This window comes from Deinococcus psychrotolerans (assembly GCF_003860465.1).
Classification (GTDB): domain Bacteria; phylum Deinococcota; class Deinococci; order Deinococcales; family Deinococcaceae; genus Deinococcus; species Deinococcus psychrotolerans.
On sequence record NZ_CP034185.1, the window covers coordinates 337,178 to 359,651 of the forward strand.

The 22,474-nt window shown below is 62.0% G+C and carries 14 protein-coding genes; 6 read left to right on the forward strand and 8 right to left on the reverse strand.

All coding sequences use genetic code 11. The annotated features are described in order from the left end of the window. Positions 1-7: 7 nt before the first annotated feature. The 4 genes from EHF33_RS17575 to EHF33_RS17590 all read right to left on the reverse strand — a co-directional run bounded on the left by EHF33_RS17575 (position 8) and on the right by EHF33_RS17590 (position 7,293). Positions 8-652 carry a hypothetical protein gene (locus EHF33_RS17575; RefSeq protein WP_124874604.1) on the reverse strand — a complete coding sequence of 215 codons (645 nt, stop codon included), beginning with the start codon at positions 650-652 and terminating at the stop codon, positions 8-10. Next, positions 649-5,091 carry an alpha-2-macroglobulin family protein gene (locus EHF33_RS17580; RefSeq protein WP_164473593.1) on the reverse strand — a complete coding sequence of 1,481 codons (4,443 nt, stop codon included), beginning with the start codon at positions 5,089-5,091 and terminating at the stop codon, positions 649-651. Before EHF33_RS17580 ends, EHF33_RS17575 begins: the two co-directional genes overlap by 4 nt. A 127-nt stretch (positions 5,092-5,218) precedes the next feature. After that, positions 5,219-5,992 carry a DUF1175 family protein gene (locus tag EHF33_RS17585; protein ID WP_164473594.1) on the reverse strand — a complete coding sequence of 258 codons (774 nt, stop codon included), beginning with the start codon at positions 5,990-5,992 and terminating at the stop codon, positions 5,219-5,221. 167 nt (positions 5,993-6,159) lie between these two features. Next, complete coding sequence (locus EHF33_RS17590) at positions 6,160-7,293, reverse strand: PQQ-dependent sugar dehydrogenase (protein ID WP_124874610.1); 1,134 nt, start codon at positions 7,291-7,293, stop codon at positions 6,160-6,162. A 98-nt stretch (positions 7,294-7,391) separates the two neighbouring features. On the opposite strand from EHF33_RS17590, the gene EHF33_RS17595 reads away from it, so the two are divergent. From EHF33_RS17595 to EHF33_RS17620, 6 genes are all read left to right on the forward strand, one after another. Beyond that, positions 7,392-8,456 carry a tyrosine-type recombinase/integrase gene (locus tag EHF33_RS17595; RefSeq protein WP_241191395.1) on the forward strand — a complete coding sequence of 355 codons (1,065 nt, stop codon included), beginning with the start codon at positions 7,392-7,394 and terminating at the stop codon, positions 8,454-8,456. A 152-nt stretch (positions 8,457-8,608) separates the two neighbouring features. Further along, positions 8,609-9,856 (forward strand): beta-N-acetylglucosaminidase domain-containing protein, encoded by a 1,248-nt coding sequence (locus EHF33_RS17600; protein ID WP_124874612.1) that lies wholly within the window; start codon positions 8,609-8,611, stop codon positions 9,854-9,856. Between the two features lie 346 nt (positions 9,857-10,202). Further along, positions 10,203-11,189 carry an ABC transporter permease gene (locus tag EHF33_RS17605; protein ID WP_124874614.1) on the forward strand — a complete coding sequence of 329 codons (987 nt, stop codon included), beginning with the start codon at positions 10,203-10,205 and terminating at the stop codon, positions 11,187-11,189. A 28-nt stretch (positions 11,190-11,217) separates the two neighbouring features. Continuing rightward, positions 11,218-13,179: a dipeptide/oligopeptide/nickel ABC transporter permease/ATP-binding protein gene (locus tag EHF33_RS17610; RefSeq protein WP_124874616.1), complete on the forward strand. Its 1,962-nt coding sequence runs from the start codon at positions 11,218-11,220 to the stop codon at positions 13,177-13,179. Then, a complete protein-coding gene (locus EHF33_RS17615; protein WP_124874618.1) occupies positions 13,160-14,215 on the forward strand; it encodes an ABC transporter ATP-binding protein in 1,056 nt (351 codons plus the stop codon). The genes EHF33_RS17610 and EHF33_RS17615 overlap by 20 nt, the downstream gene beginning before the upstream one ends. Before the next feature lie 111 nt (positions 14,216-14,326). Further along, positions 14,327-16,792: a glycoside hydrolase family 3 C-terminal domain-containing protein gene (locus EHF33_RS17620; RefSeq protein ID WP_124874620.1), complete on the forward strand. Its 2,466-nt coding sequence runs from the start codon at positions 14,327-14,329 to the stop codon at positions 16,790-16,792. Positions 16,793-16,939: 147 nt separating this feature from the next. Here the strand turns inward: EHF33_RS17620 and EHF33_RS17625 are convergent, their stop codons facing one another. From EHF33_RS17625 to EHF33_RS17640, 4 genes are read right to left on the reverse strand one after another with little or no spacing between them, the layout of a single operon-like run. After that, a complete protein-coding gene (locus EHF33_RS17625) occupies positions 16,940-17,782 on the reverse strand; it encodes a MurR/RpiR family transcriptional regulator (RefSeq protein ID WP_124874622.1) in 843 nt (280 codons plus the stop codon). 22 nt (positions 17,783-17,804) lie between these two features. Beyond that, positions 17,805-19,439: an N-acyl-D-amino-acid deacylase family protein gene (locus EHF33_RS17630; protein ID WP_124874624.1), complete on the reverse strand. Its 1,635-nt coding sequence runs from the start codon at positions 19,437-19,439 to the stop codon at positions 17,805-17,807. A 6-nt stretch (positions 19,440-19,445) separates the two neighbouring features. Further along, complete coding sequence (locus tag EHF33_RS17635; RefSeq protein ID WP_124874626.1) at positions 19,446-20,912, reverse strand: serine hydrolase domain-containing protein; 1,467 nt, start codon at positions 20,910-20,912, stop codon at positions 19,446-19,448. 48 nt (positions 20,913-20,960) lie between these two features. Further along, a complete protein-coding gene (locus EHF33_RS17640; RefSeq protein WP_124874628.1) occupies positions 20,961-22,439 on the reverse strand; it encodes a serine hydrolase domain-containing protein in 1,479 nt (492 codons plus the stop codon). Positions 22,440-22,474 lie beyond the last annotated feature (35 nt).

A 22,474-nucleotide genomic window follows, 5' to 3' on the forward strand; every position in this document is an offset into this window, starting at 1 on the left:
GCTCCCTTCAAAGTTTTCCCAGTTCCTTGATAACCTCCTTCCATCCTCTGCGCTTGACCAACTGCCCTGTCCGCCGCGCCGCCTCCACATAAGCGGCGGCCAGCCGAGTGGGGTTGCGGCCCAGCAGTTCTTCACTCAGCGCGTCACTGCTCAAGCGGCTCAGTCCGGTCGGCCCCTGCGGGTCGCTCGCCGCCTCGCCGCTGAACGTGCGGGCCAGCCCCTCGGCCAGCCAGCGCGGGATTCCGGCAGGCTGAGCGGTGTGAAACGCTTCGTGGCGAATGGTCAGGGGCAGCCGTCCGCTGAGCGCCAAAGCGGTGAGCCGCTGGGTAGAGATGACTGCGCCCTGTGTGCTGGCGGCAATGTTGGCCGGTTCGGCGGTGCGCCGGGCAAAATCTGCCGCGCTGCTGGCTGCCTCAATTCGCACCTGAGTGGGCGGTGGCAGCCCGAGGGCCTTCAAGTCTCTGGCTGCCGCGTCCCAAGCCTTAAAAACTGTGCCGAGTTGCAGGCGGTCACGCGGGTCGCTGTAACTGACGCTCAGGCCGCCGTGCTGTACCTGAAAGGCCTGAGCGGTGGGGGAGAGCAGCAGAGCGAAGAGAAGCGTCTGGATAAGCCTATTTGGTTTGGACGACGCTTTGACCCACCCCCTCCTCACTCCCCCCGGTCTCTTACCGTGAACGTCGCTGCCGAGCCGTAGCCTTCCACGTCGGAGTCGTACATCAAGAAAGCGTGGGTGGGCAGGGCGGTGAAGGTGCCGGGCGTCTGGGCACGCAGCACATAAGTCATGGTCTGCTTGCCCGACAAGTAATCGGCATAGAGGTCTACCCGGTCATCGAGAAGGTCGCGTCCGGCGTACCAGTAATTCCAATCTTCCCAGTTGTATTCGTCAGGGTCTTTGAGGCCGGCAATCGCGAGGCTGCGTTCGTCTTGGGCTTTCATGCCTGCCGGAATCGGATCGCTGATGAGCAGATAGCGGGCGCTTTGCTGCGACGGCTTAACCGTCAGCGTCACCAGAATCAGGTCGCCCACCGTGACGGGTTGCATCTGTCCGCCCTTTAGGAGTGGCGTGCGCTGATAGGTGTAGCGCTTGCCTTTCTCGTCCCAGATGGGGGTGAGTTTTTGGTATTCGCGGCGAAGCTCAAAGCCTTTGCTGGCGTCGGCGTGGAGTTCGGCGGGTTCGCGGCTGAAACTCAGTTGACTGCTGAAGGTCAGGCCCGCCGGAGCGCCCTGCATCGTGACGGTGTGTGGCCCGGCTTTGAGGCCGCCGGTGTTCAGTTTCAAGGTGGCCGCCTCGGTGCCGCTGAGCGTGGCGCTTCCGGCACTGAGGCCGTCCAACGTCACTTTGACTTCGCTGCTGACGGGTGCGGGCGGCTTCAGAGCGAGCGCGGCGATAATCACGCTGGTGGTGTCTTGGGTGCTGAGCCACTTGGGGCCGCGCCGGTTGCTGAGCAGCCACTGGGAGATATTAGGAATCAGCGGGCTGCCCGGTTCCAGTTGCGCCAAAGCTTCTAGGGCGGTGGCCGTGACCTGCACGCTGTTGTCATCCCAGAAGTCGTACCAGTAGGTCTTGCCGCGCTTGGGTGTTTCCCAGTGGATCAGCGAGCCGTTGTTGCTGCCGATGCGCTGCGCCTTGAGGCGGTCGAGCACGTCTTTGGCGGCCTGAGTCTGGCCCAGCTTTTGCAGCGCCAGAGCGGTTTCGGCGAGTGCGTAGGGCGCGAGGTCTTTGCGGCGAGCAAAGGTGTTGAGTCCGGCCAAGTCCAGCCGTCCAGCGTCCGCGAGGGCGCGGTAAGCGCTGGCCCGCTCGGCTTGCCGCGCTTTGGGGTTGCTGGCATTCTTAGTGAGGTACTTCAGGCCATTGTCCAGCATGGTGTTGTCCACTGCCGCGCCGAGTTGCTTGGCCCGCAGGAGGCCCTCCACCACGTAAGCGCTCATCTCCAGTGTGCTGTCGTCCCACTGCCAGAAGTTCCAGCCGCCGTCTTCATGCTGGAAGAGTTGCAACCTTGCCAAGCCGCTGCTGACGATATCCGGCAGGTTCTTGGTCACACTCTGCGGCAGAGCGGCGCTGCCCAGATTTTGCTTGGCCAGCAGCGCGGGCAAAAAGCGGCTCATGGTCTGCTCGGTGCAGCCGTAGGGATAGCCCACCAGATATTCCAGTGCGGGCGACACCGCCGAGAGCAGCGAGGGCGTCAGGCTCAGGCTCAGATCGAGCGTGCTGAGGTTGGTGTCCACCGGAATGTTGAGCGTCACGCTGGGCTTAGAGGCGCTGCCCACCGCTGTCTGGCTGACCTCGTAACCGCGAGCTTTGATCGGCAGCGGTAATTTCAATGCGTCATTGCCGGAACCTGTCCGGGCCGTGAAGGTCACGTCCGCCGTGCCGACATTGCCCGCCCGCACCTGCATGTCGCTGCGAGTACGCCCGTTGGCCGCCACGTTGATGGCCGCGCCAGCTGGGGTCAGCGCCGCGCCGCCGAGCGGGGTCAGTCCATTCAAAACAGCGCTGACGTTGCCCATCACGGGCCTGCCCAGCGTGTTGTTGACGATTCCCGAAAGGGTCACCGTGTCGCCGCGCACCAAAAAGGTTGGCAGAGTCAAGCGGGCGATCACGTCTTTGGTGGTCATGGTGCTGGCGGTCGCCTGCCCGAAGCGCGGAAGCTGGGTCTGGGCGCGGGCGGTGGCGATCCAGGTGGTCAAGTTGTCGGGGAATTTCACGTCCACTTCAGCGTGGCCCTGCGCGTCGGTGATGAGGTTGGGCAGCCACAAAATCGTGTCTTTGAAATCCTGGCGCGGCGTCACGCTGTCGGCGGTGCTGGCGTCGGCGGCGCGGGCCTGCTTGTCCTGAGCAAAGGCGGGCTTGATGGCCATCGGTTTGGGCGCGTTCGCCGTGGTTCCCACCTGTGAAAAATAAAAATTGAGACTGGAATTGGTGCCCACCGCGTTGTCGCGCAGGGCGTCAAAAACCTGAGCAATCGGGGTGGCGTTGTCGGGCTGCACCAGATAAATCGCCTGATCCACTACGCCCAGCGCCAGATTAGCCGCCACGCCTTTGCCACCCGCGTCCTTCACGTCCACGCTGAGCTTGCCGGTGTCGCCGGGGGCGTAGCGGGCTTTGGCAGGCGTGACTTTCACCGTCAGCGCCGACCCCACACGCGGAACTTTGACGTGGGCGTCGTTGCTATACAGTTGCCCGTCACCCAGTGCCGCCGCTGCCACGTAGATGTTGGGGGCCATGTCCGCCGTGACCGGAAACGAGTAGGTCAGCACCGCGCCTGTGCCGCGCAGCACCGTGGAGCTTCTGAGTTTGTCGCCTTCCAGCGTCACCAGAACGGGCGCACCTGGCTTCGGATTGCCCACCAATACGGTGGCGGTGTCGCCCGGCGCGTAGCTCTTTTTGTCCAGCCTCACCGAGAGGTCGCGGTAGTTCCAGCCGTAATCCTCGCCGGGTTTGAGTACCCATACGAAGTTCTCGAAAGTGCTGACGCGCCCCTGTGAGTCGGTGACGCTGGCCCGCAGCAAGTAGCCGCCGCCGCGCGGGGCACTCAGGGTGGTGGCCGCTCTGCCGTCTGCGCCAGTCTGCACCTGGCTGCGCGAGAGCCGTTTTTCAGAGAGCACCCAGGTCTTTTTCTTCTTGTCGTAGTCGTAACTCTGCCGCACCAGATCCAACGTGACCGGCGCGGCGCGGCCCACGTCTTTCAGGTCGCGGGTATCGAGCGAAATGCCAATCGGCTTGTTGACACCGTACACATAGCCGTCGGTGTCGGCTTCCACGTTCAAGCTGGCCGGAAAAGCGATCACGCGGGTCTGGGCGCTGACGGTGCGGCGCGATTCGTCTTCCACCTCGGCTTCGATGCGGTAGCTGACCGGGTTGCCGCTCGCGTCTTTTTCCAGTGGTAAGGTCAAATCCAAATCACCGTTGGCGTTGAGCCGCGTTTGATCCTGAATCACCAAGTCCGAGCCGTAATCCGTGCCTTCGCTGTCGGGCGACAGATACTCGCTGTCAAAGCCGGGCGGATAATAAGGAGCGCGGGTCACGTTGTAATTGACAATCGCTCCGCTGACATTGCCCCCGAACAGGTAACGGGCCGAGATGCGGACATTGACCTTGTCGCCCTGCACCGCCCTTTTGCGGTCGGCTTGGATGGTCACGGCGTATTCGGGCTTCTGGTAGGCTTCCACCTGAAAACTGCCGCTGATGTCGGTCTGGTCGTCGTCGGTTCCTTCGGGTGACAGGGAAAAATAATACTCGCCCAGCTTGGCTCCGGCAGGCAAATCCAGTCCGGCATTCAGCGAACCGAAGGCGTCGGTCATCAGGGTTTTTCTGAACACCTCGTCGTCGTTGGGCGACTTGACCACGACCCGCACCGAAGTACCCGCCAGTGCTTTAAGGCTCCCGGCCTGCCGCAGCACCGCCTTGAAATCCACGTGCTGGCCGGGGCGGTAGACGGGCCGGTCGGTGTAGACGTAGCCGCGCACCAGCGGAGCGGCGTAGCTGTTCCAGTTCGCGCCGCTGATGGCCCAGTCGTTGCCGATATGGGCGAGGTAGGTCTCCTTGTCGCTGTTGGCGTCGGCCTTGCGCGTCAAGCGGGCCACGCCGTCCACGCTGGCCTGCACGCTCTGTTTGCTGCCGAGCAAATTGATCTGGGCTGCCCGCGTCTGGCCGCTTTCCCGGTCAGCGGTATAAATCAAGACTTGGTTCTGGTCGCGCTTGACGACCAAGCCCAGATTGCTGACCACCACCACGGCGGCGAGGTTGCCGGTGCCTACCGTGTAAACGCCGCTGGGCAGTGTGCCGAGGTTGAGCGAATCGTCTCTGCGCCGCAAGGTCACGCTGCGAATCGGCGCGGACTGCTGCGAAGCGCTGAGCTTGGGCTGGTGCGGGTCGGGCGAGGCGGCAAACAAGCTGGCCGGGTCAAGTACCCGCCGCACAGTGAAGACCGTTCCAGCAGGCGCGTAGACTTCCACCTTGACAGCCTGGCCCCCCTGAAAGACGCCGCCGTAAATCGATACGTTGCGCTGTGCGGGCGCTAGACCCGCCACCAGAGCCGTGGAGAGGAGAACACCGGTGAGCCATTTGCGCTGTACCTGTCTGCCTTGCATGCTTGCCCCTTTGAGCGGTGTGAAGTGCTTTTTCTCAGTGTAAGCCAAGCGTGTCTTGCGCCGCATTCTTAAGCAAGTCTTTATCTCATATCTTTATTTCAGAGGGCGTGAGAATCCGCTTGCTGCGTCAATTCAAAATCTTCCAGCGGTATACACCCAGAAAGTTGGGGTTGCTGCTGGCTGGATGAAAAGCCCGCTCGGCATATCTCAGCAAGCTCTGCACGGTCAGTAGCCGCACCTCGCCGCCTTCGGCTGGGCTGGCCCCGGTGTGGTAGACGACGTTGCCGCCGCCCAAGTAGACCATGCTGTGATACGAGCGCAAGTCGGGCCGAATAAAAATCAGCAGGTCGCCGCGTTTGGCCGCCGCCATCTCCCGCGAAACCCTGACCATCGAGTAGTTGGCGAGGTACTGCACTCCCGTGCGGCCGACCAATTTGCCCGCTTCGATGTCGCCCACCTGATAAGCCCCGCCCGCTGTGCGGAACACCGAGCGGCTGATGATCGGCAGAGGGTATCCGAAAGCCTGCACGTCGCCCGATTGGGGACGCGGCAGAAACTTGAATTTGGAGCGCCATACAGCGTCATGTGGCATCAGGGCATTGATGAAAGCGTAGCGCAGCAGCCCGCCGCAGTCGCGGTCAGCGGGCAGCCAGTCTTTGTTCATGCCGTAATACTGGCTCTGGGCAATGGACGCAAACCAATCGGCGAAGCGCTCACGGTCTTGGCCCACCAATTCGGCGGCGTCGGGATAGCCGTCGCGGTCAGAGTCGGCTACGCTGCTCACGGAAAGCGGCGTCGTGCCGGTAGAAATGGGATCGGCAGCACTGACCCCGCCGCCCAAACCGAGCAGTACACCGAGGCAACACACCGGCCAAAGTTGGCTCCTCAGACGCTGAATCACCCGGCTATTATGCCTTTTCGCGCGGCCAGCGGCCGCTATCTGCTTTTGCGAGGCAGCGCAGTGGTGAAGACGTCTCGATTAGAATATATACACTCACGCCTATAACTCTCATGGTTCTACCCCGTAAAACTTTCTAACTCACCACCCACCGTACCCGCTTTTTCCTTTTATTTCGCCACAAACTGATAGACCGTCCCTGACACATAATCGGCCAAATATAATTCGCCTGCCTCGCTTTCCCCAAAAGTCGAGATGCTCAGTTCGGTGTCCAGCATTTTGTTGGTCTTCCACTTTGCGCTGCTCGGCACGGCAGCCCAGATGGTGCCGCTGCCAAAATCGCCATAAATATATTGCCCACGCAGGGCTGGTAAACCTTGGCCCCGGTAGACATAACCGCCTGTTACCGAGTTGCCTTGGGTGTGGTCATAACTCAAGATGGGGTCTTGTAACTTCGTTTTGGCTGAGTTGCAGTTGGAAGCGGGTTCATAACAAGCGGCAGCTTCTTTCAAACGCCAGCCGTAATTCTCACCGCCCGCGCTGCCTTTTGGAAGCAAGTTGATTTCTTCGTATTTATTTTGGCCCACATCGGCGATCAGTAATCCGGCCGAGCTGAAGCTGAAGCGCCAAGGATTGCGCAGCCCGTAAGCAAAAATCTCTCCGCGTGCCCCAGCTGTGTTGATAAATGGATTGTCTTTAGGCACGGTGTAGCTCCCACTGCGCACGTCGAGCCGCAAGAGTTTGCCGAGTAGACTGCCCAGATTCTGGGCATTGTTTTGTGGATCGCCACCGCTGCCGCCGTCGCCCATGCCAACGTAGAGAAAGCCGTCTGGCCCAAAGGCGAGCTGCCCGCCGTTGTGGTTACTGTACGGCTGCTTGATGGTGAGCAGTACTTTGGCTGAGGCGGGATTCACTTTGCCACCCACGGCGGTATACCGCGCAATAACAGTGTCGCCGTTGAGGTTGGTGTAGTCCACGAAAAGTCTGCCGTTCTGACTGAATTTGGGATCGAAAGCCAGTCCCAGTAAGCCGCGCTCACCGCCTGCACGGGTCAAGCTGCGTACATCTAAAAAGGGTTGCGCTTCGACTCGAGTGCCGCGCAGCACCTTCACCAGTCCACCTTGTTCGACCACGAACAGCCGCCCTGAACCGTCCGCAGCGTTGGTGATACTGGTGGGGCGCTCAAATCCGCTGCCGACTTTGAGAAGTTGTACTTGATTACCGCTCTGAGCTAAAGCTGGCGCGATAGCGAGTGCGGCGACCAGAAGACAGCCACGCTGCCAGTACGAGGTTCGTTTATTCATCTCGTCCAGCTTGACAGCTTGGGGATTGAATGTCGGTTTAGGGAAATACTTTCGTCTGTGCTTTCTGCGACGTTTGATAAGTGTTATTATCAAAAACGATGAGCGACCCTGATCTCTGGCTTGAACTTCAAGCGGATCGGCCTTCTGCATCTCTCAGTCTGGTGTTATCGGAAACTGAGCCGCTGAGTCAAGCCCGGTTGTGGCTGGAGCCGGAGCAACGTCGCCGCGACGCGGTGCGGGCTGCCCGTGACCGTGATCTGGTGAACCTGTGGTCACTGACGGTGGCCCACCACACTTTGCACAGCAGCCAAGGCAGTCGTCACACCCTGCGAACTTACCGCAATGGTCTGCGGTTCTGGCTACTGTTTACTGAGCGGCATGCGGTGGGGTTGCTGCGCCCCAAAGCTGATCAAGGCTCATTGTTTGCCCGCGAGTTGGAGGCGGGGTTGCTGGTGCTTGAGCGGAAGCGTAAAACTAGAGTGGATGCTAAGTTGGCAACCAGCCGCGCCACGCCAGCGTCCGGGCCGCGTCCACTGTCTACGTCATCGGTCAATGTGTATTTAGCCGGAGCGCGGGCTCTATACCGGGCGCTGCGCTGGGCGGATGCCACGGACGCTGACCCTTTCCGTGACGTGAAGGTCAAGGCCGATCAGGTGGCCCGCTGGGATAAACGCTTTCCGTACCCGCAACCTGCTATCGAAGCGCTGCTGCAAACTGGTGATGCCCGCCACCGTGTGACCGTTCTCCTCGGTGCACATGCTGGACTGCGGGCTTCAGAGATGGTCAAGCTCAAATGGAGTGACGTAGAACTTGAAGCCAGTCGCTTACAGGTGCTGGGCAAGGGCAACAAGCGGCGTTGGGTCAGTCTTTCGGCTTCACTCAAGCGGGCTCTGCTGGAGCGGCGAACCGAATCGGCTGACCTTCTTGTTGTCGGCGGCACACCTGAAGCGGCTCGTTTGCGTCTGCGCCGCGTTTGTCTGCAGACGAATGTTCCTTTCTTGTCACTCCATGCTTTGCGTCACAGCGCGGGTACCCGCCTCGTGAAATCGGGCCGCTCACTCCAAGATGTGGCCCGCCATCTGGGCCACGCTTCGGTGGCGACGGCGGAGATTTATGCGAAATGGGCGGATGAGGGGCTTAAGAATGAGTTGGAAAACTGGTGAGAGGGGAGTGTACTCAGACTATTGAATACTATTATATATATTCTTTAGCGCCCACTCTCAGCATTTAAGACTCCGTGAAGCGCTGCTAGTTGGACGGTGTTCTCAGAAGCGCCACAGTGCAGGTGGACAAAGCTATCGAGGAGGAACGAACCATGCAACTGCTCGGCGTGATTGAAGGCTTTTATGGCCGCCCCTGGACGGCGTTTCAGCGCTCTCGGCTGCTCGGCTGGATGCAGGGCTGGGGCATGAACACGTATCTCTACGCGCCCAAAGATGATCTGTACCACCGCGCCCGCTGGCGTGAAGCGTACCCCGAAGCCGAGCGGCTTTCGCTGGGTGAACTGGTCGAGGCGGCCCAGCAGCGCGGCGTGGACTTTGTCTACGCGCTGGCTCCGGGCCTTGACCTCAACTGGCAAGATGAAGCGGATCGGGCCGCCCTACTGGAAAAAGTGGACTCTGTGGTTGCTCTGGGTGTGCGCGACTTTGCTCTGCTGTTTGACGACATTCCCAACCAAGCCGATAGGGCCGCGCAGGCCGCCGAGCAGGTGGACATCACGCACACGCTGCGCCGGCACTTGCGGGCGCAGGGAATAGACGGCCTGCTCTTGTTTTGCCCCACCGAATACTGCGGCGAGATGGCCCAGCCCTCGGTGGCCGAGTCGCCGTATCTGCGCGGGGTGGCCCGCTTAGACAGCGGCACCGAAGTGCTGTGGACGGGGCCGCTGATCGTCTCACCGCAGATCAGCGCCGAGTCGGTGCGTGAAGTGGCGCAAGTGTTGGGGCGCAAGCCGCTGATTTGGGATAATTTGCACGTCAGCGATTACACCATTCACCGCCTGCACTTGGGGCCCTACGGCGGCAGACCGCTGGAACTGCGCGGCGAAGTCTCGGGCATTTTGTCAAATCCGAATACCCCCTTCGAGCCGAATTTTGCGGGCCTGCACAGTTTGGCCGATTACGCGGCGGGCGACGTGGAGTGGAACGCTGAAGAATCGGGCGAGCGGGCACTGAAGGCTTGGCTGCCGGAATTTGGCCCTGGTGCCGAGCTGAGCGACCTGCACCTCTTGGCCGACACCCTCTTTTTGCCGCACCGCTTGGGGCCGCGTGCGGAAGCACTGCTCAGAGCCGCCGAGCAACTGGCACTCGATTCAGGCCAAGCCGACGCTTTGGCCCAATTGCAAGCTGGGCGGGCCGCTTACCACCGCTTGCTCAGCGCTCTAGAGAAAGGCAGTAACCGCGAGCTGCTGTTTGATTTGCACCCCTACTTGGTGGATCTCAACGAAGAACTTACCCGCTTGATTCGGGACGCCGCCGCAGACAACACCGCGTCGGCGCGACCTTACCGGGGCGGGCTGGCCGACAAGCTGCTGGAGCTGGGGCGCGGGCGAGAGCTGAGTTAAGGTTCACCCCTTCCGTTTGCCCTTTACGCTGCGCTGGTCTCCCCAGTGCTGTTGCGGCTGACTGCACCTGCCATCCACTCTGATTCTCTAGGGGTACTCGGCTACCCGTACCTGTAAACCACCGCATCCTTCAGCGGCCTTTTCAACGATCAAAATACTTGTACCAGCAGCAAGGCTAACGGCAACGTCGGCGGACGTATTATGCTGCTGAACATCAACTCCCCCCAAGAAAGCGCGTCGTCACTCGGCAACGGAGAGCCGTCACGCGGCAGCGTTTCCTTTCCATTTTTTGCGGAGGTTTGTTGTGCTGTGGCCCTCTGGACGGGCTGCGGTTGGAGGCCGAACCATGAATTATCTGCTTCGCAAACTTGGGATACTGGTACTGACGCTGTGGATCGCGGCCACGCTCAATTTCATTTTGCCGCGCCTCGTTCCCGGCGATCCGGTGGGCGCGATGATGGCCAGGTATCAGGGCCAACTCAGCCCAGCCGCCGCCGACGCGCTGCGGCTGGCCTACGGCCTCAACGATCAGGGCAACATTTTCATGCAGTATGTTCACTACCTCGGCAATCTGCTGCGCGGCGATTTTGGCCGCTCGATGAGCCAGTTTCCCACGCCGGTCATCGACGTGGTGACGCAGGCCGCGCCGTGGACGATTGGACTCATCGGCGTGACCACCGTCATTTCCTTTTTGCTGGGCAGCGGGCTGGGCCTTTACAGCGCTTGGAAGCGCGGCCATCCACTGGCCGACTGGATGCCACCGGTGGCGCTGTTTCTCAACTCGGTGCCGTACTTCTGGTTGGGACTGGTGCTGCTGTATCTCTTCGCGCTCAAATCGAGCGTCTTTCCGCTGAGCGGCAACTTAGATCCGTTTATCGGGGACGCTTGGACGGCCAAATGGTGGAGTTCGATGCTGCGCCACGCCGCCCTTCCCGCCGTCACCATCATCGTGACGGCGGCGGGCGGCTGGCTGATGACCATGCGCAACAACGTGATGGGCGTGATGGGCGAGGATTATCTGGCGTTTGCCCGCGCCAAGGGCCTCAGCGAAGGCCGCATCGTCAACCGCTACGTTCTCAAAAATGCCCTGCTGCCCAGCCTGACCGGCTTCGGGATGGCGCTGGGCTTCGTGGTGGGCGGCTCGATTCTGGTCGAAACGGTCTTCAGTTATCCGGGCCTGGGCTTTTACCTTTACAGCGCGGTGGCCGCCGTGGATTACCCGCTGATGCAGGCCATTTTCCTGCTGATCGCGGCCGCCGTGCTGATCGCCAATTTTATCGTGGACATGCTGTATGCCGTGCTCGATCCCCGCGTCCGGGACGGCCAGGAATGAGGGAGAACCCGGTGAACAGGAAAACCACATGACCGCGATTCCGATTGTTCGGCTGACGCCGCTGGCGTGGCTGCGGGCTGGCCCACTCGGTGTAATTTGGCGCTCACCGCGTGCCACCACCGGCGCGGCCATCATACTGGTGATGCTGGTGCTGGGGCTGCTGGCCCCGCTCATCAGCAGCTACGACCCGAGTCGGGGCACCTTCGATCCGTGGATCAAGCCCGGCGTGGGCCACCTGCTCGGCACCACCGCGCTGGGCCAAGACATCTTCACCCAACTGCTCTACGGCGCTCGGCTGACGCTGCTGATCGGCGTCGCGTCGGGGGTCATCTCCACAGCCATTGGCACGGCGCTGGGGCTGAGCGCCGCGTATTACGGGGGCCGCACGGGTGAGGTCATCAACACCATCACCAACGTCTTTTTGGTGTTGCCGGGGCTGCCGCTGCTGATTATCGTCAGCGCTTTTTTGCGCGGCGGCGGCATCTGGGCCATTATTTTGGTCATCTCGCTGACCGGCTGGCCTTGGGGAGCGCGGGTGCTGAGATCGCAGGCGCTGACGCTGCGCAACCGCGACTTTATTCACGCCGCCGTATCGACTGGCGAAAGTCCGGCCCGCATCATCTTCAAAGAAATGCTGCCGAATCTGGCAGGCATCATCGCCGCCAATTTCTTCGGCACCGCTCTCTACGCCGTACTCAGTGAAGCGGCGCTGTCGTTTATCGGCATTGGGGACGTCAGTAAAGTCACCTGGGGCACCATGCTCTACTGGGCGCAGGCCAAAAACGCGCTGCTGCAGGGCGCGTGGTGGTGGGTGGCGGCTCCGGGTCTGGGCATTTCGATTCTGGGCATGGCCTTCGCCTTTCTGAATTTCGGCGTCGATGAGATCAGCAACCCCAAATCTAACCAGCTGGGCAAGGCCACCAAGGTGCTGCGCCGCAAGTCGGTGGCCAAAGTGGTGGACGCCAGCGCCCTCCCGCTGCTGTGTATTCAGCACCTCGACGCCGGATACCTGACGCCCAGCGGCCCAGTGCGGGCGGTGCGCGACGTGTCGCTGGACGTGGCTCCCGGCGAGTTTCTGGGGCTGGCAGGCGAGTCCGGCTGCGGAAAAAGTACGCTGGCCTTTGCCGCCACGAGGTTGCTCGACGCTCCCGGCGCAGTTTTTGGCGGCGAGGCGCGGCTCTCGGGGCAAGACCTGCTCTCGCTGACGCCCGAAGAACTGCGCCGCGTCCGCTGGAAGCAGTACAGCTTGGTGTTTCAGGCGTCCATGAACATCCTCAATCCGGTCATTAAAATTCGCGAGCAGGTCTATGACGCCATGCAGGCGCACGGCGTCCACGACAAAGCCAAGCTGGAAGCCCGCGCCAGAGAACTGTTTGAGCTGGTCGGCATCCGCCCGGATTACCTCGACGCCTTTCCGCACCAACTTTCCGGCGGCATGAAACAGCGGGTCGTGATCGCTATCGCACTGGCCTTGGAGCCCAAGCTGGTGGTCATGGACGAGCCGACCACCGCCCTGGACGTGGTGGTGCAGCGCCAGATTTTGCAGGAGATCAACGAGGTGCGCCGCCGACTGGGCATCAGCATCATTTTCATCACCCATGATCTGAGCTTGTTGGTCGAGATGAGTGACCGTATCGCCATCATGTACGCGGGCGAGGTGGTGGAAGAAGCCCCGGCGCAGGAGATCTACACCGCCGCCAAGCACCCCTACACCCAGCGCTTGATGACCGCCTTTCCGCCGCTGTCAGGCCAGCGCGAGCGGCGCGAGGGCATTCCGGGCCGCCCGCCTTCGCTGGCGCAGGACACCCCCGGCTGCCCCTTTTATGAGCGCTGCACCGTGCATATTCCCGGCACTTGTGACGTGAAAAAGCCCGCCAACGTCAATCTTTCCAAGGAAGGCGAACCCGTCCACCGCGTCGCCTGCTTCCTGCACTCGCCCGCCGTCAAACCCGCGATGTACGAGGAGGAACATGCCCTTGCCAGCGACTGAGATGGATCTCCCCGCTCCTCACGTCGGCGGCGTGCCCGCTCTTGAGCTGAGCGGCCTGACCAAAGTCTTTTCGGTGGGGCGCGGCGGCAAGAAAGTCACCGCCGTCAACAATGTCAGCCTCAGCATCGGGCGCGGCGAGGTGCTGGCTTTGGTGGGCGAATCGGGATCGGGCAAAAGCACCATCGCCCGCTTGATTGCCCACCTGTACGAACCCAGCGGCGGCAGCATGAAACTTAGCGGTCAGTCGGTGCCCAACAATCTTAAAGGCGCGGCGCTGACCAAGTTCCGCAAGCACGTGCAGATGATCTTTCAAGACCCGTACGGCAGCCTCAACGGGCTGAACACCATCGGCTATATTTTGTCGCGCCCGCTGATCATTCACGGGATCGCCAAAGGCAAAGACGTTTCAGCGCAGGTCAACAGCTTGCTGGAACGGGTGGGCCTCGCGCCGGGAGCGGCTTGGGCCGCCAAGAAACCGCACGAGCTCTCCGGTGGGCAGCGCCAGCGGGTCGTGATCGCCCGCGCTCTGGCGGCCCGCCCCGAGCTGATTTTGGCCGACGAGCCGACCTCTGCGCTCGACGTGTCGATCCGGCTCGACATCATGAATCTGCTGCTTGATCTCAAAGACCAGGAAGGCTTGAGCATGCTCTTTATTACGCATGACTTGGCGGGCGCACGCTATATGGCCGATAGAGTCTCAGTGATGTACACCGGTTACATCGTGGAAATCGGGCCGTCTCCGCAGGTGATCGACGCGCCGCAGCATCCGTATACCCAACTGCTCAGGAGCGCCGCGCCCAAACCTGACGAGACCATGCACCCCCAACGGGTCGAGGCACGCGGCGAGGTGCCCGACCTCTCCAACTTGCCGCCAGGCTGCCCCTTCGAGCCGCGCTGCCCGCACGCCCGCGCCGCTTGCCGTGACGGACTACCCAAGATGTACGACGTGGGGCCGGATCATCAGGCCCGCTGCATTTTGCACGACCCAGCGCTGGCCGCCCAGCCGCTCCTGCGTCCTGACACCGCTGTATCCTGAAAACCTAGACACGCCCGGCGCTTGAGCTTGATTACTCATGCAGACTGACCATTCGCGCTTGGCCTTTCTTCCGAGTGGCTGAGCTTTTTCTTTATTCTCCAGAGGTACTTCATGACCACACCCACCCCCGATCTCAGCACCCTCCTAGACCAACTCACCTTAGACGAGCAGATCAGCTTGCTGGCCGGAGCCGACGCTTGGCGCACGGTAGCCATTCCCCGCTTGAGCATTCCCGCCCTCAAAGTCAGCGACGGCCCGGCTGGGGTGCGCGGCGGTGGAGCTTTGGTGGGCGGCACGCCGACGGCGGCGTTTCCGGTAGGCATTTCGCTCGGCAGCACCTGGAACGTGGAGTTGCTGCGCGAAGTGGGCGTCTCGCTGGCCCGCGAAGCCCACGACAAGGGCGCGGGCGTACTGCTGGCTCCGACCATCAATTTGTTCCGCAGTACACTCAATGGCCGCAACTTCGAGAGCTACGCCGAAGACCCCTTCCTGACCGGCAAACTCGCCACCGCTTACGTACAGGGGCTGCAATCCGGCGGCGTGTCGGCCACCGTCAAGCACTTTATCGGCAACGAATCGGAATACCAGCGCAACTCCATCAGCTCCGACATCCCCGAACGCGCTCTGCGGGAGTTGTACCTGCGGCCCTTTGAAATGGTGGTTAAAGACGCCCAGCCGTGGGCGATCATGAGCAGTTACAACAAGGTGAACGGCACGTATGTCAGCGAGTCTCCGCGCCTGCTGAGCGAAATTTTGCGTGACGAGTGGGGATTTGACGGCCTGATCATGTCGGACTGGGGCGGCACTTACAGCTCCGGCGAGTCGCTGCGGGCGGGCCTCGATCTGGAAATGCCGGGGCCGAGCCGTGCCCGCACCAATTTGCTGGAAGAAGCCCAAAATGACCCCATCACCCGTCAAGCGGTGCACAGGGCAGCGGGCGAAGTCTTGCGCCTCATTGAGCGCACTGAAACTTTCGCCCACCCCCGCGACGTGAGCGAAGCCGCTGAGAAAGGCGAGGAGCGCCCAGACACCCGCGCCCTGATTCGCCGCGCCGGAGCGGAGGGCACCGTTTTGCTCAAAAATAAGGATGGTCTCTTGCCGCTGCCAGCGTGCGCAAGCGTCGCCGTGATCGGCCCGAACGCGGATACGGGGCAGGTCATGGGCGGCGGCAGCGCTCAGATGAGTGCCCACCGCAAAGTCTCACCGCTGGAAGGCTTGAGAGCGGCGCTAGGCAAAAACCGGGTGACTTACGCACAAGGCTGCGACAATGCCCGCTTTTTGCCCACGCTGGACGCGGCGATTGAGCTTGAATACCTCGGTGCGGATGGTCAGGTCATTGCCACCGAGCAAAGGCGGGGCAGCGAAGTGATGTGGTTTGCCTTGCCCAAAGGCGTCAGCGCCGACTCGTTGCACGTTCGCCTGAACCTGACCCTGAGCGCCCCAGATGCGGGTGACTACGATCTGAGCCTTTACAGCGCGGGCCTGAGCCGACTGAGTGTGAACGGCGAGGAAGTCATCGACAATTGGACGAACTGGCAAGCCGGCAGCACATACTTTGCTTTTGGCAGCGATGAAGTGCGGGCCAGCCGCTTTTTGAGCGCGGGCGAGCACCACGCGGTCATCGAGTTTAAGCCCAAAGAAGTCAAACACAGCGTCGCGTCCTTCAGCGCCGTTCGGCTGGGTTTCCGCGCCCCGCTGCCGGAAACAGCTTTTGCTGAGGCGGTTCGGATTGCGGGCGAGGCCGAGTACGCGGTGGTGTGTGTCGGCACCACTGGCGAGTGGGAAACCGAGGGCGTAGACCGCTGGGGGCTGGACTTGCCGGGCCAGCAAAACGAACTGGTCAGCGCGGTGCTGGCCGCCAACCCGCGCACAGTGGTGCTGCTGCAAACCGGCGGGCCCGTTTTGATGCCCTGGCTGGACGCCGTGCCCGCCCTGCTGCAAGGCTGGTTTCCCGGTCAGGAAGCCGGGCACGCCTTTGCCGACGTCCTGCTGGGAATAGCCGATCCGGGCGGGCGATTGCCGCAAACGTTTGTGGCCCGCCTCAGCGACGACCCGACCCATCCCGAAACGCCGGACGTGCAGTATCCCGGCGAGAACGGCCACGTGGAATATAGGGAAGGGCTGTTTATCGGTTACCGCCACGCCGACAAAGCGGGCACGACGCCGCTGTTTGCCTTTGGCTCCGGGCTGAGCTACACGACCTTTGAACTCTCGGACGCAGCCCTGAGCGCCGAGCAGGTTGAGCCCGGCGAGTCCGTCAGCGTCAGCGTGACGGTTCGCAACACCGGAGAGCGCTCTGGGCAAACGGTGGTGCAGCTCTACCTGCGTGATGTCGCCGCCAGCTTGGAGCGGCCCAACAAGGAACTCAAAGGATTCGCCAAAGTCAGCTTGCCCGCAGGCGAGAGCCAGACCGTGACGTTGAAGCTGGATATGCGCTCGCTGGCCTACTTTGACGACACTCAAAATGCTTGGGTGGCCGAAGCGGGCGACTTCGAGATTTTGTTGGGCCAGAGCAGCGCCGAGTTGCCGATCAAGCTGAAGCTGAAGCTGAGTAAGGATTGGAGCGCCCGACCCTAACTGGGTGGCCGTCCGGGGCGCGGCCAGATCAAACGGCTTGGGGGAATGTTCCAACAACGGGGGAGAAATCGGAGCGCAACTGCTCCGATTTCTCCCCCGTTGTTGTCTGTATTCAGGGCCGAACCTTGAATCCTCTCCCCTGCTCCGTCAGTATTCGTACACGCCGAACTCGGCTTTGAGGGCTTCGGTTTGCTTGAAGTGATCGCCCTTCCACGCTCTGGCCACCAGCACGATCATCAGCGAGGTGATGCTGACAAACGGCGCGACCGAAGCGGCGGCTTCTGAGCCTTGAGTGGGCAGGCGCAGGCAGTGACGGGCCAACTTGCCGAGCGGCGAAGCGCCCTGATCGGTCAGCAGCAGTACCGTGACGCCGCGCTCATGCAGGGCGGTGACGACTTGGGTGGTGGCGCGGCTGTAGCGCCGCATGGTGTAGACCAGCACAGCGTCTTCAGCCGTCAGTTCGAGGAACTGCTCGGGGCGGCTGAGCAGCAGATCGGCGGAGTGCGCTTCGACACGTGGGCGAAACGAAGACAGCAGCGCTTCAGCCATCAGCGCCAAGCCGTACGAGGAGCGGGCACCCACGATCCAGACCCGGCGGGCCTGCGCGATGGCCTGCGCGAAGGGGAGCAGTTGCTGTTCTGGCAGCGCCGCCAGACTCTCCAGATTGGCGCGTTCGCTGGCCCAAAAATCAGCGACGACGGCGTTTTGAGGCCCCGGCTGTTTGAGGCCGAGGGTGGCCCGCAGGTCATGGCGCACCGTCTTTTGGAAGTGCGGATAGCCGTCGTAGCCGATCCGCTGGCTAAAACGGGTGATGGCCGCGCCGCTGATGCCCAAGCGCCCGGCCAATTCACCTGCACTCAAAAACGGCACTTCCTCAGCATGGTCAATACAAAAGCGGGCGACGCGCTGATCCCGCTGACTCAGCTCCTCTACTCCGGCACGGAGGCGCTCGACCGCCGAACCCATTGGAGCGCTGGCAAGGCTTGTCATGGCATCAGCATAGCGAGAAAGCTCAACCGGCACGCCCCGAAGTCGCTGCTCCCGGCCCGTAGAGCCGCTTGCCCGGCAAAGCCCCGGTGTGCTTGCCCGCCTTGAGGGTCTGCACGCCGTTGACCCACACGCCCTGCACGCCCACCGAGAACTTATTGGACTCGGCGTAGGTGGCTTTGTCTTGGATGGTCGCCGGATCAAAAATCACCACGTCGGCGTAAGCGCCTTCACGCAACTCGCCCCGGTCTTTGAGGCGCAGGTGCTCGGCGGGCAGGCTGGTCATACGGCGCACGCCTTCTTCGAGACTCAGCAGACCTCTTTCGCGCACGTAGTGGCCCAGCAAGCGGGTGAAATTGCCCAGCGCTCTAGGGTGGCCGCCGTCCTGGTCGCCGGGGTCGTCGCCCGCCGCATCCGAGCCGAGCATCACCCAGGGTTCTTTCAGCTGACGCTCAATGTTCTCTTCGGTCATCAGATGGTAAAGCGTGCCAATACTACCGGGTTCGCTCTCGATCAAGTCCAGTGCCGTGTCGATCCAGTCCTGACCACGCATTGTGGCGATCTCGGCCAGCGACTTGCCCTTGTAATCGGCGTGCTGGGGCAATTTCAGGCCCACCGGATAAGCGCCCTGCGGCCCGGCCAGGCTGCCGAGCGGTTCCCAGGTGCCGTCGGGGTTTTGTATGGCGGCCCGAATCTTGGCGCGGGTGACGGGGTCGCGCAGACGCTCTTTAAGCTGGTCATCCTCGCTGGCCCAGGGTGGGCAAGACGCCGCCAGACCGGTGCCGCCCGCCGTGTAGAGGTACATATCAGCGTGGATGTCTTTACCCGCTGCCCGCTCGGCGTTGATCCGCTCAATGAGGGTCGCCATTTTCGGCCAGGCTGGTCTGCCCGCCGCTTTGAGGTGGTAGAGGTGCAGCCGCGCCCCGCTGCGCTCTGAGATCTCGAGCGCCTCGGTAAAGCCTTCCAAAATCGCCTCGCCCTCGGAGCGCATGTGGGTGATGTAGATGCCCTGAGCACGCCCGACTTCCTCGCAGACGGCCACGAGCTCATCGGTGCTGGCGTAGCTGCCGGGCGGGTAGATCAGCGCGGTGGCCACGCCATACGCTCCGTCCGCCATTGCCTCGCGGGTGACGCGGCGCATCTCGGCGATTTGTTCGGGGCTGCTCTCACCCGCCGTGTGGCCCCTGGCGGCCATTCTGACCGTCGTCGCGCCCAGAAATGAGCCGAAGTTGACGGACGCGCCCACGTCTTCCTGCGCGGCCATCCAATCGCCGAAGCGCGTCCAGCCCCTCGCCCGCTCGATCCAGCGCTCATCGTCATTCGGCAAGCCGTGAACGGGAAAGGCGTGCGCTTCACTCAGCACGGCTGGGGCCGGAGTCCAGCCCTCGCCCATGATCTCGGTGGTCACGCCCTGCGTCACCTTGCCGACACTCAGGCCACTGGCCAGCAAGCTGGAGACCGAGTGGCTCATCACGTCGATGAAGCCGGGGGCCACCACCATGCCGGAAGCGTCTATGACCTCGGCTCCTTCCGGCACGGGGCCGCCGGGTTCTTGGACGGCGGCAATGCGCTCACCGTCAATCAGCAGATCGGCTCGGCGTCTCGGCGCTCCGGTGCCGTCGATCAGGGTGCCGTTCTTGATCAAAATCTGACTCATCATGCCTCCTTACAGCGCGGCGGTCACGGGCGGTTGCTGGGCCGCCCCGAGTTGCAAGCGCGGGTACAGCCGTGCACCGAAGCGCATGAATTCCACTTCGCCGCCCTTCGTCAGAAATTCCACGCCGATGCCGTCCGCGTCGCCGCCCGCCACGGCAGCGCGTTCCGGGGCAATGAAGCGCACCGACATTTCTTCAGTACCGCCGGTGTTGGGATTGGGGAGAACCAGCATCAGCTTGCCGCCTTCCACCTTCGCGCCAATGGTATACGGCTGACCGATCACGTCGTACTCACCGGCAAAAGCTGTCAGCGCCCCCTCGTCCAGCTTGACTTCCTCGCGCTCCGGCTTGACCAGCCCCAACACCTCACGCTTGACCCATTCGCCGAGCCTGCGGTTCATGGCGTGGCCGTTGCTGGCGTTGGTCATGGCGATAAAGCCCACCTTGCGATCCGGCGAAACCCAGAAATCTGATTGGTGGCCGAAGGTGGTTCCGCCGTGGCTGATGATGGTGGCGCTTTCATATTCATCGATGAACCAGCTCTGCCCGATTTGCCCTTCCTCACCCGGAAAGGCGTTGATCCCGACGCCGATGGGCCGGACGGGTTTCCACAGGTGTGTGCGGTTCATCCCGCTCAAGGTGGGGACTTCAGGTTTTTCGGCCTTTTCGTCTGTGCTGTTCTCGGCAGCTGCGGACGGCTCCGGCATCGTTCCCGACATGATGTAGTGGGCGTACTTGGCCATATCGCTGACCGTGGACGAGCAACTGCTGCCCGCTGGAGCCGCCGAGCGCATCATCATCCAGGGGCGCTGCACCACCATTTCGTCGTTCACCTTGTTGTGGCCGGTGGCGTAGCGGTAGGTCATGATCTGGCTGGGAAAGAAAAGGGTGTGATCCATGCCCAGCGGCGTGAGAACCAGTTCAGTCACGGCCGCTTCGTAAGTCTTGCCGGTAACGACCTCGATGACCCGCCCGGCCACAAAAAAGCCCGCGTTGTTGTAACTCCAATGGCCCCTCAGCGGCACCACCTGCGGCGACTGTGCCAGCGCGTCTAGCCCTTTAGCAACGGCGTCGTCACCGTCGCCCGTTTCCTCGAACAAATCGCCCTGAAAGCCGCCCTGATGGGTCAGCAGGTCATGCACGGTCACCCGCGCGGCCACCGATTCGTCGGTGAGCTTGAACTCTGGCAGGTACGTCCGCACCGGCACATTCAAGTCCAACTTGCCCTGCTCCACCAGCACGGAGCAGGTGAGCGAAGTGAGGGTCTTGGTGGTGCTGCCGATCTGGAAGATGGTGTCGTGGGTGATCGGCAGCGGGTTTTCTATGCTGGTCACGCCCAGACTGACAAAATGATCTCCGTCTGGCGTGAGGAGACCCAGCGTGATGCCGGGAACCTTGTATTCCTCTAAAAGCCGTTTGGCTTCACTTTTAAAGGCGGCGGCGAGTTCGGTGCTGCTTTTGGGTGTGGTCGCGGTCATGATGGGGCCTCCTTACAGGCTAAAGCGGTGAAACAATGGGGTTGGGTGTTAAATTTCGGTGAGCGGCATGGTCTGGGCGACTTCTCGACCCTCCAACGGGTAGAGCCTGACACCCATACGCATGAATTCCACCTTGTCGTCCGCACCACGCAGAAACTCGACGCCGGTGTCGTCCAGATCGCCGCCGCTCGTGACCAGCGCACGGTTCGGGGCGATAAACCGCAGCGGGGCGGGCTTTGTGCCGCTTGCGCCAGGTGTGGTGTCGGGGATGGTGAGGGTCAGTCGCCCACCTTCAAGGTGCGAGCCAATGTTCATAGCTGTCCCGATAATCAGATACTTCCCTTCAAAGTCACTCAGGGTGTCAGGGCTGACAAAATGCTCCGGCAGCTCTGCGGCGCTGAGGCCCAGCAGTTCGCGCTTGATCCATTTGCTGAGCTTGCGGTTGTAAGCGTGGCCGTTGCTGGCATTGGTCATGGCAATGAAGCCCACTTTGCGGTCGGGTGAGACCCAGAAGTCCGACTGGTGGCCGTGGGTGGTGCCGCCGTGACTGATGATGGTGGCCTGCGGGTACTGATCGATAAACCAGCTCTGCCCGATCTGGCCCCGTTCACCGGGAAAGCCGTTGAGGGCGTCGCCGATGGGCCGCTGCGGCTTCCAAAGCAGGGGACGGTCTAGCGTTTCTAACGGTGAGGCTTCAGCGGGTGTGGCCGTGTCCTCGCCCTGCGCCCCGGCCTCCTGATCTGGCCGCGCAGGTATGGTGGTGCCCGACATGATGTAGTAGGCGTAGCGGGTCATGTCGCGCATGGTGGAATTGAGGGTGCCGCCCGCCGGGGCTGAGGAGCGCGGCAGAATCCAGGGGCGCTGAATCACCAACTCGTCATCGATCTTGTTGTGTCCAGCAGCAAAACGGTAGGTCATCACCTGACTGGGAAAAAAGAGGGTGTGATCCATTCCCAGCGGCTCAAAAATCAGTTCGGTGACGGCCGCCTCATAAGGCTTGCCGGTCAGCACTTCAATCACGCGCCCCGCCACATAAAATCCGGCATTGTTATAGCTCCAGTGACTCCGTAGCGCCACGACCTGCGGTGACTCAGCCAGAATGTCCAGCACCTTGGAGAGCGCGTCGTCGCCGTTGCCGGTTTCCTCGAAGAGGTCGCCCTGGAAGCCGCCCTGATGGGTCAGCACATCACGCACGGTCAGGGCGGCGGCCACCGATTCGTCTTTGAGCTTGAAGTCCGGCAGGTAGGTGCGAACTGGCACGTCCAAATCTAACTTGCCCTGCGCCACCAAGACCGAGCAAGTCAGCGAGGTGATGGTCTTGGTGGTGCTGCCGATCTGAAAAATGGTGTCGGCGTCAATCGGCAGCGGGTTCTCCAGGCTGGTGACGCCCAGATGGACGAAGTAATCGCCGTCCGGCGTCAGCATCCCCAGCGTGACGCCGGGAATTTTGTACTCTCCCAGCAGGCGCTTGGCTTCCTGCTCGAAGGCGGCGGCGAGTTCGGTGCTGCTCTTGGGGGTCACGGTCATGGATTCTCCTCAACATGCGAATCAACATCGGAACG

Excerpts from the sequence above, each read along its gene's own strand:
- EHF33_RS17580 (WP_164473593.1), bottom strand. The coding sequence starts at position 5,091 with ATGCAAGGCAGACAGGTACAGCGCAAATGGCTCACCGGTGTTCTCCTC.
- EHF33_RS17590 (WP_124874610.1), bottom strand. The coding sequence starts at position 7,293 with ATGAATAAACGAACCTCGTACTGGCAGCGTGGCTGTCTTCTGGTCGCC.
- EHF33_RS17595 (WP_241191395.1), top strand. The coding sequence starts at position 7,392 with ATGAGCGACCCTGATCTCTGGCTTGAACTTCAAGCGGATCGGCCTTCT.
- EHF33_RS17600 (WP_124874612.1), top strand. The coding sequence starts at position 8,609 with ATGCAACTGCTCGGCGTGATTGAAGGCTTTTATGGCCGCCCCTGGACG.
- EHF33_RS17605 (WP_124874614.1), top strand. The coding sequence starts at position 10,203 with ATGAATTATCTGCTTCGCAAACTTGGGATACTGGTACTGACGCTGTGG.
- EHF33_RS17610 (WP_124874616.1), top strand. The coding sequence starts at position 11,218 with ATGACCGCGATTCCGATTGTTCGGCTGACGCCGCTGGCGTGGCTGCGG.
- EHF33_RS17615 (WP_124874618.1), top strand. The coding sequence starts at position 13,160 with ATGCCCTTGCCAGCGACTGAGATGGATCTCCCCGCTCCTCACGTCGGC.
- EHF33_RS17620 (WP_124874620.1), top strand. The coding sequence starts at position 14,327 with ATGACCACACCCACCCCCGATCTCAGCACCCTCCTAGACCAACTCACC.
- EHF33_RS17625 (WP_124874622.1), bottom strand. The coding sequence starts at position 17,782 with ATGACAAGCCTTGCCAGCGCTCCAATGGGTTCGGCGGTCGAGCGCCTC.
- EHF33_RS17630 (WP_124874624.1), bottom strand. The coding sequence starts at position 19,439 with ATGATGAGTCAGATTTTGATCAAGAACGGCACCCTGATCGACGGCACC.
- EHF33_RS17635 (WP_124874626.1), bottom strand. The coding sequence starts at position 20,912 with ATGACCGCGACCACACCCAAAAGCAGCACCGAACTCGCCGCCGCCTTT.
- EHF33_RS17640 (WP_124874628.1), bottom strand. The coding sequence starts at position 22,439 with ATGACCGTGACCCCCAAGAGCAGCACCGAACTCGCCGCCGCCTTCGAG.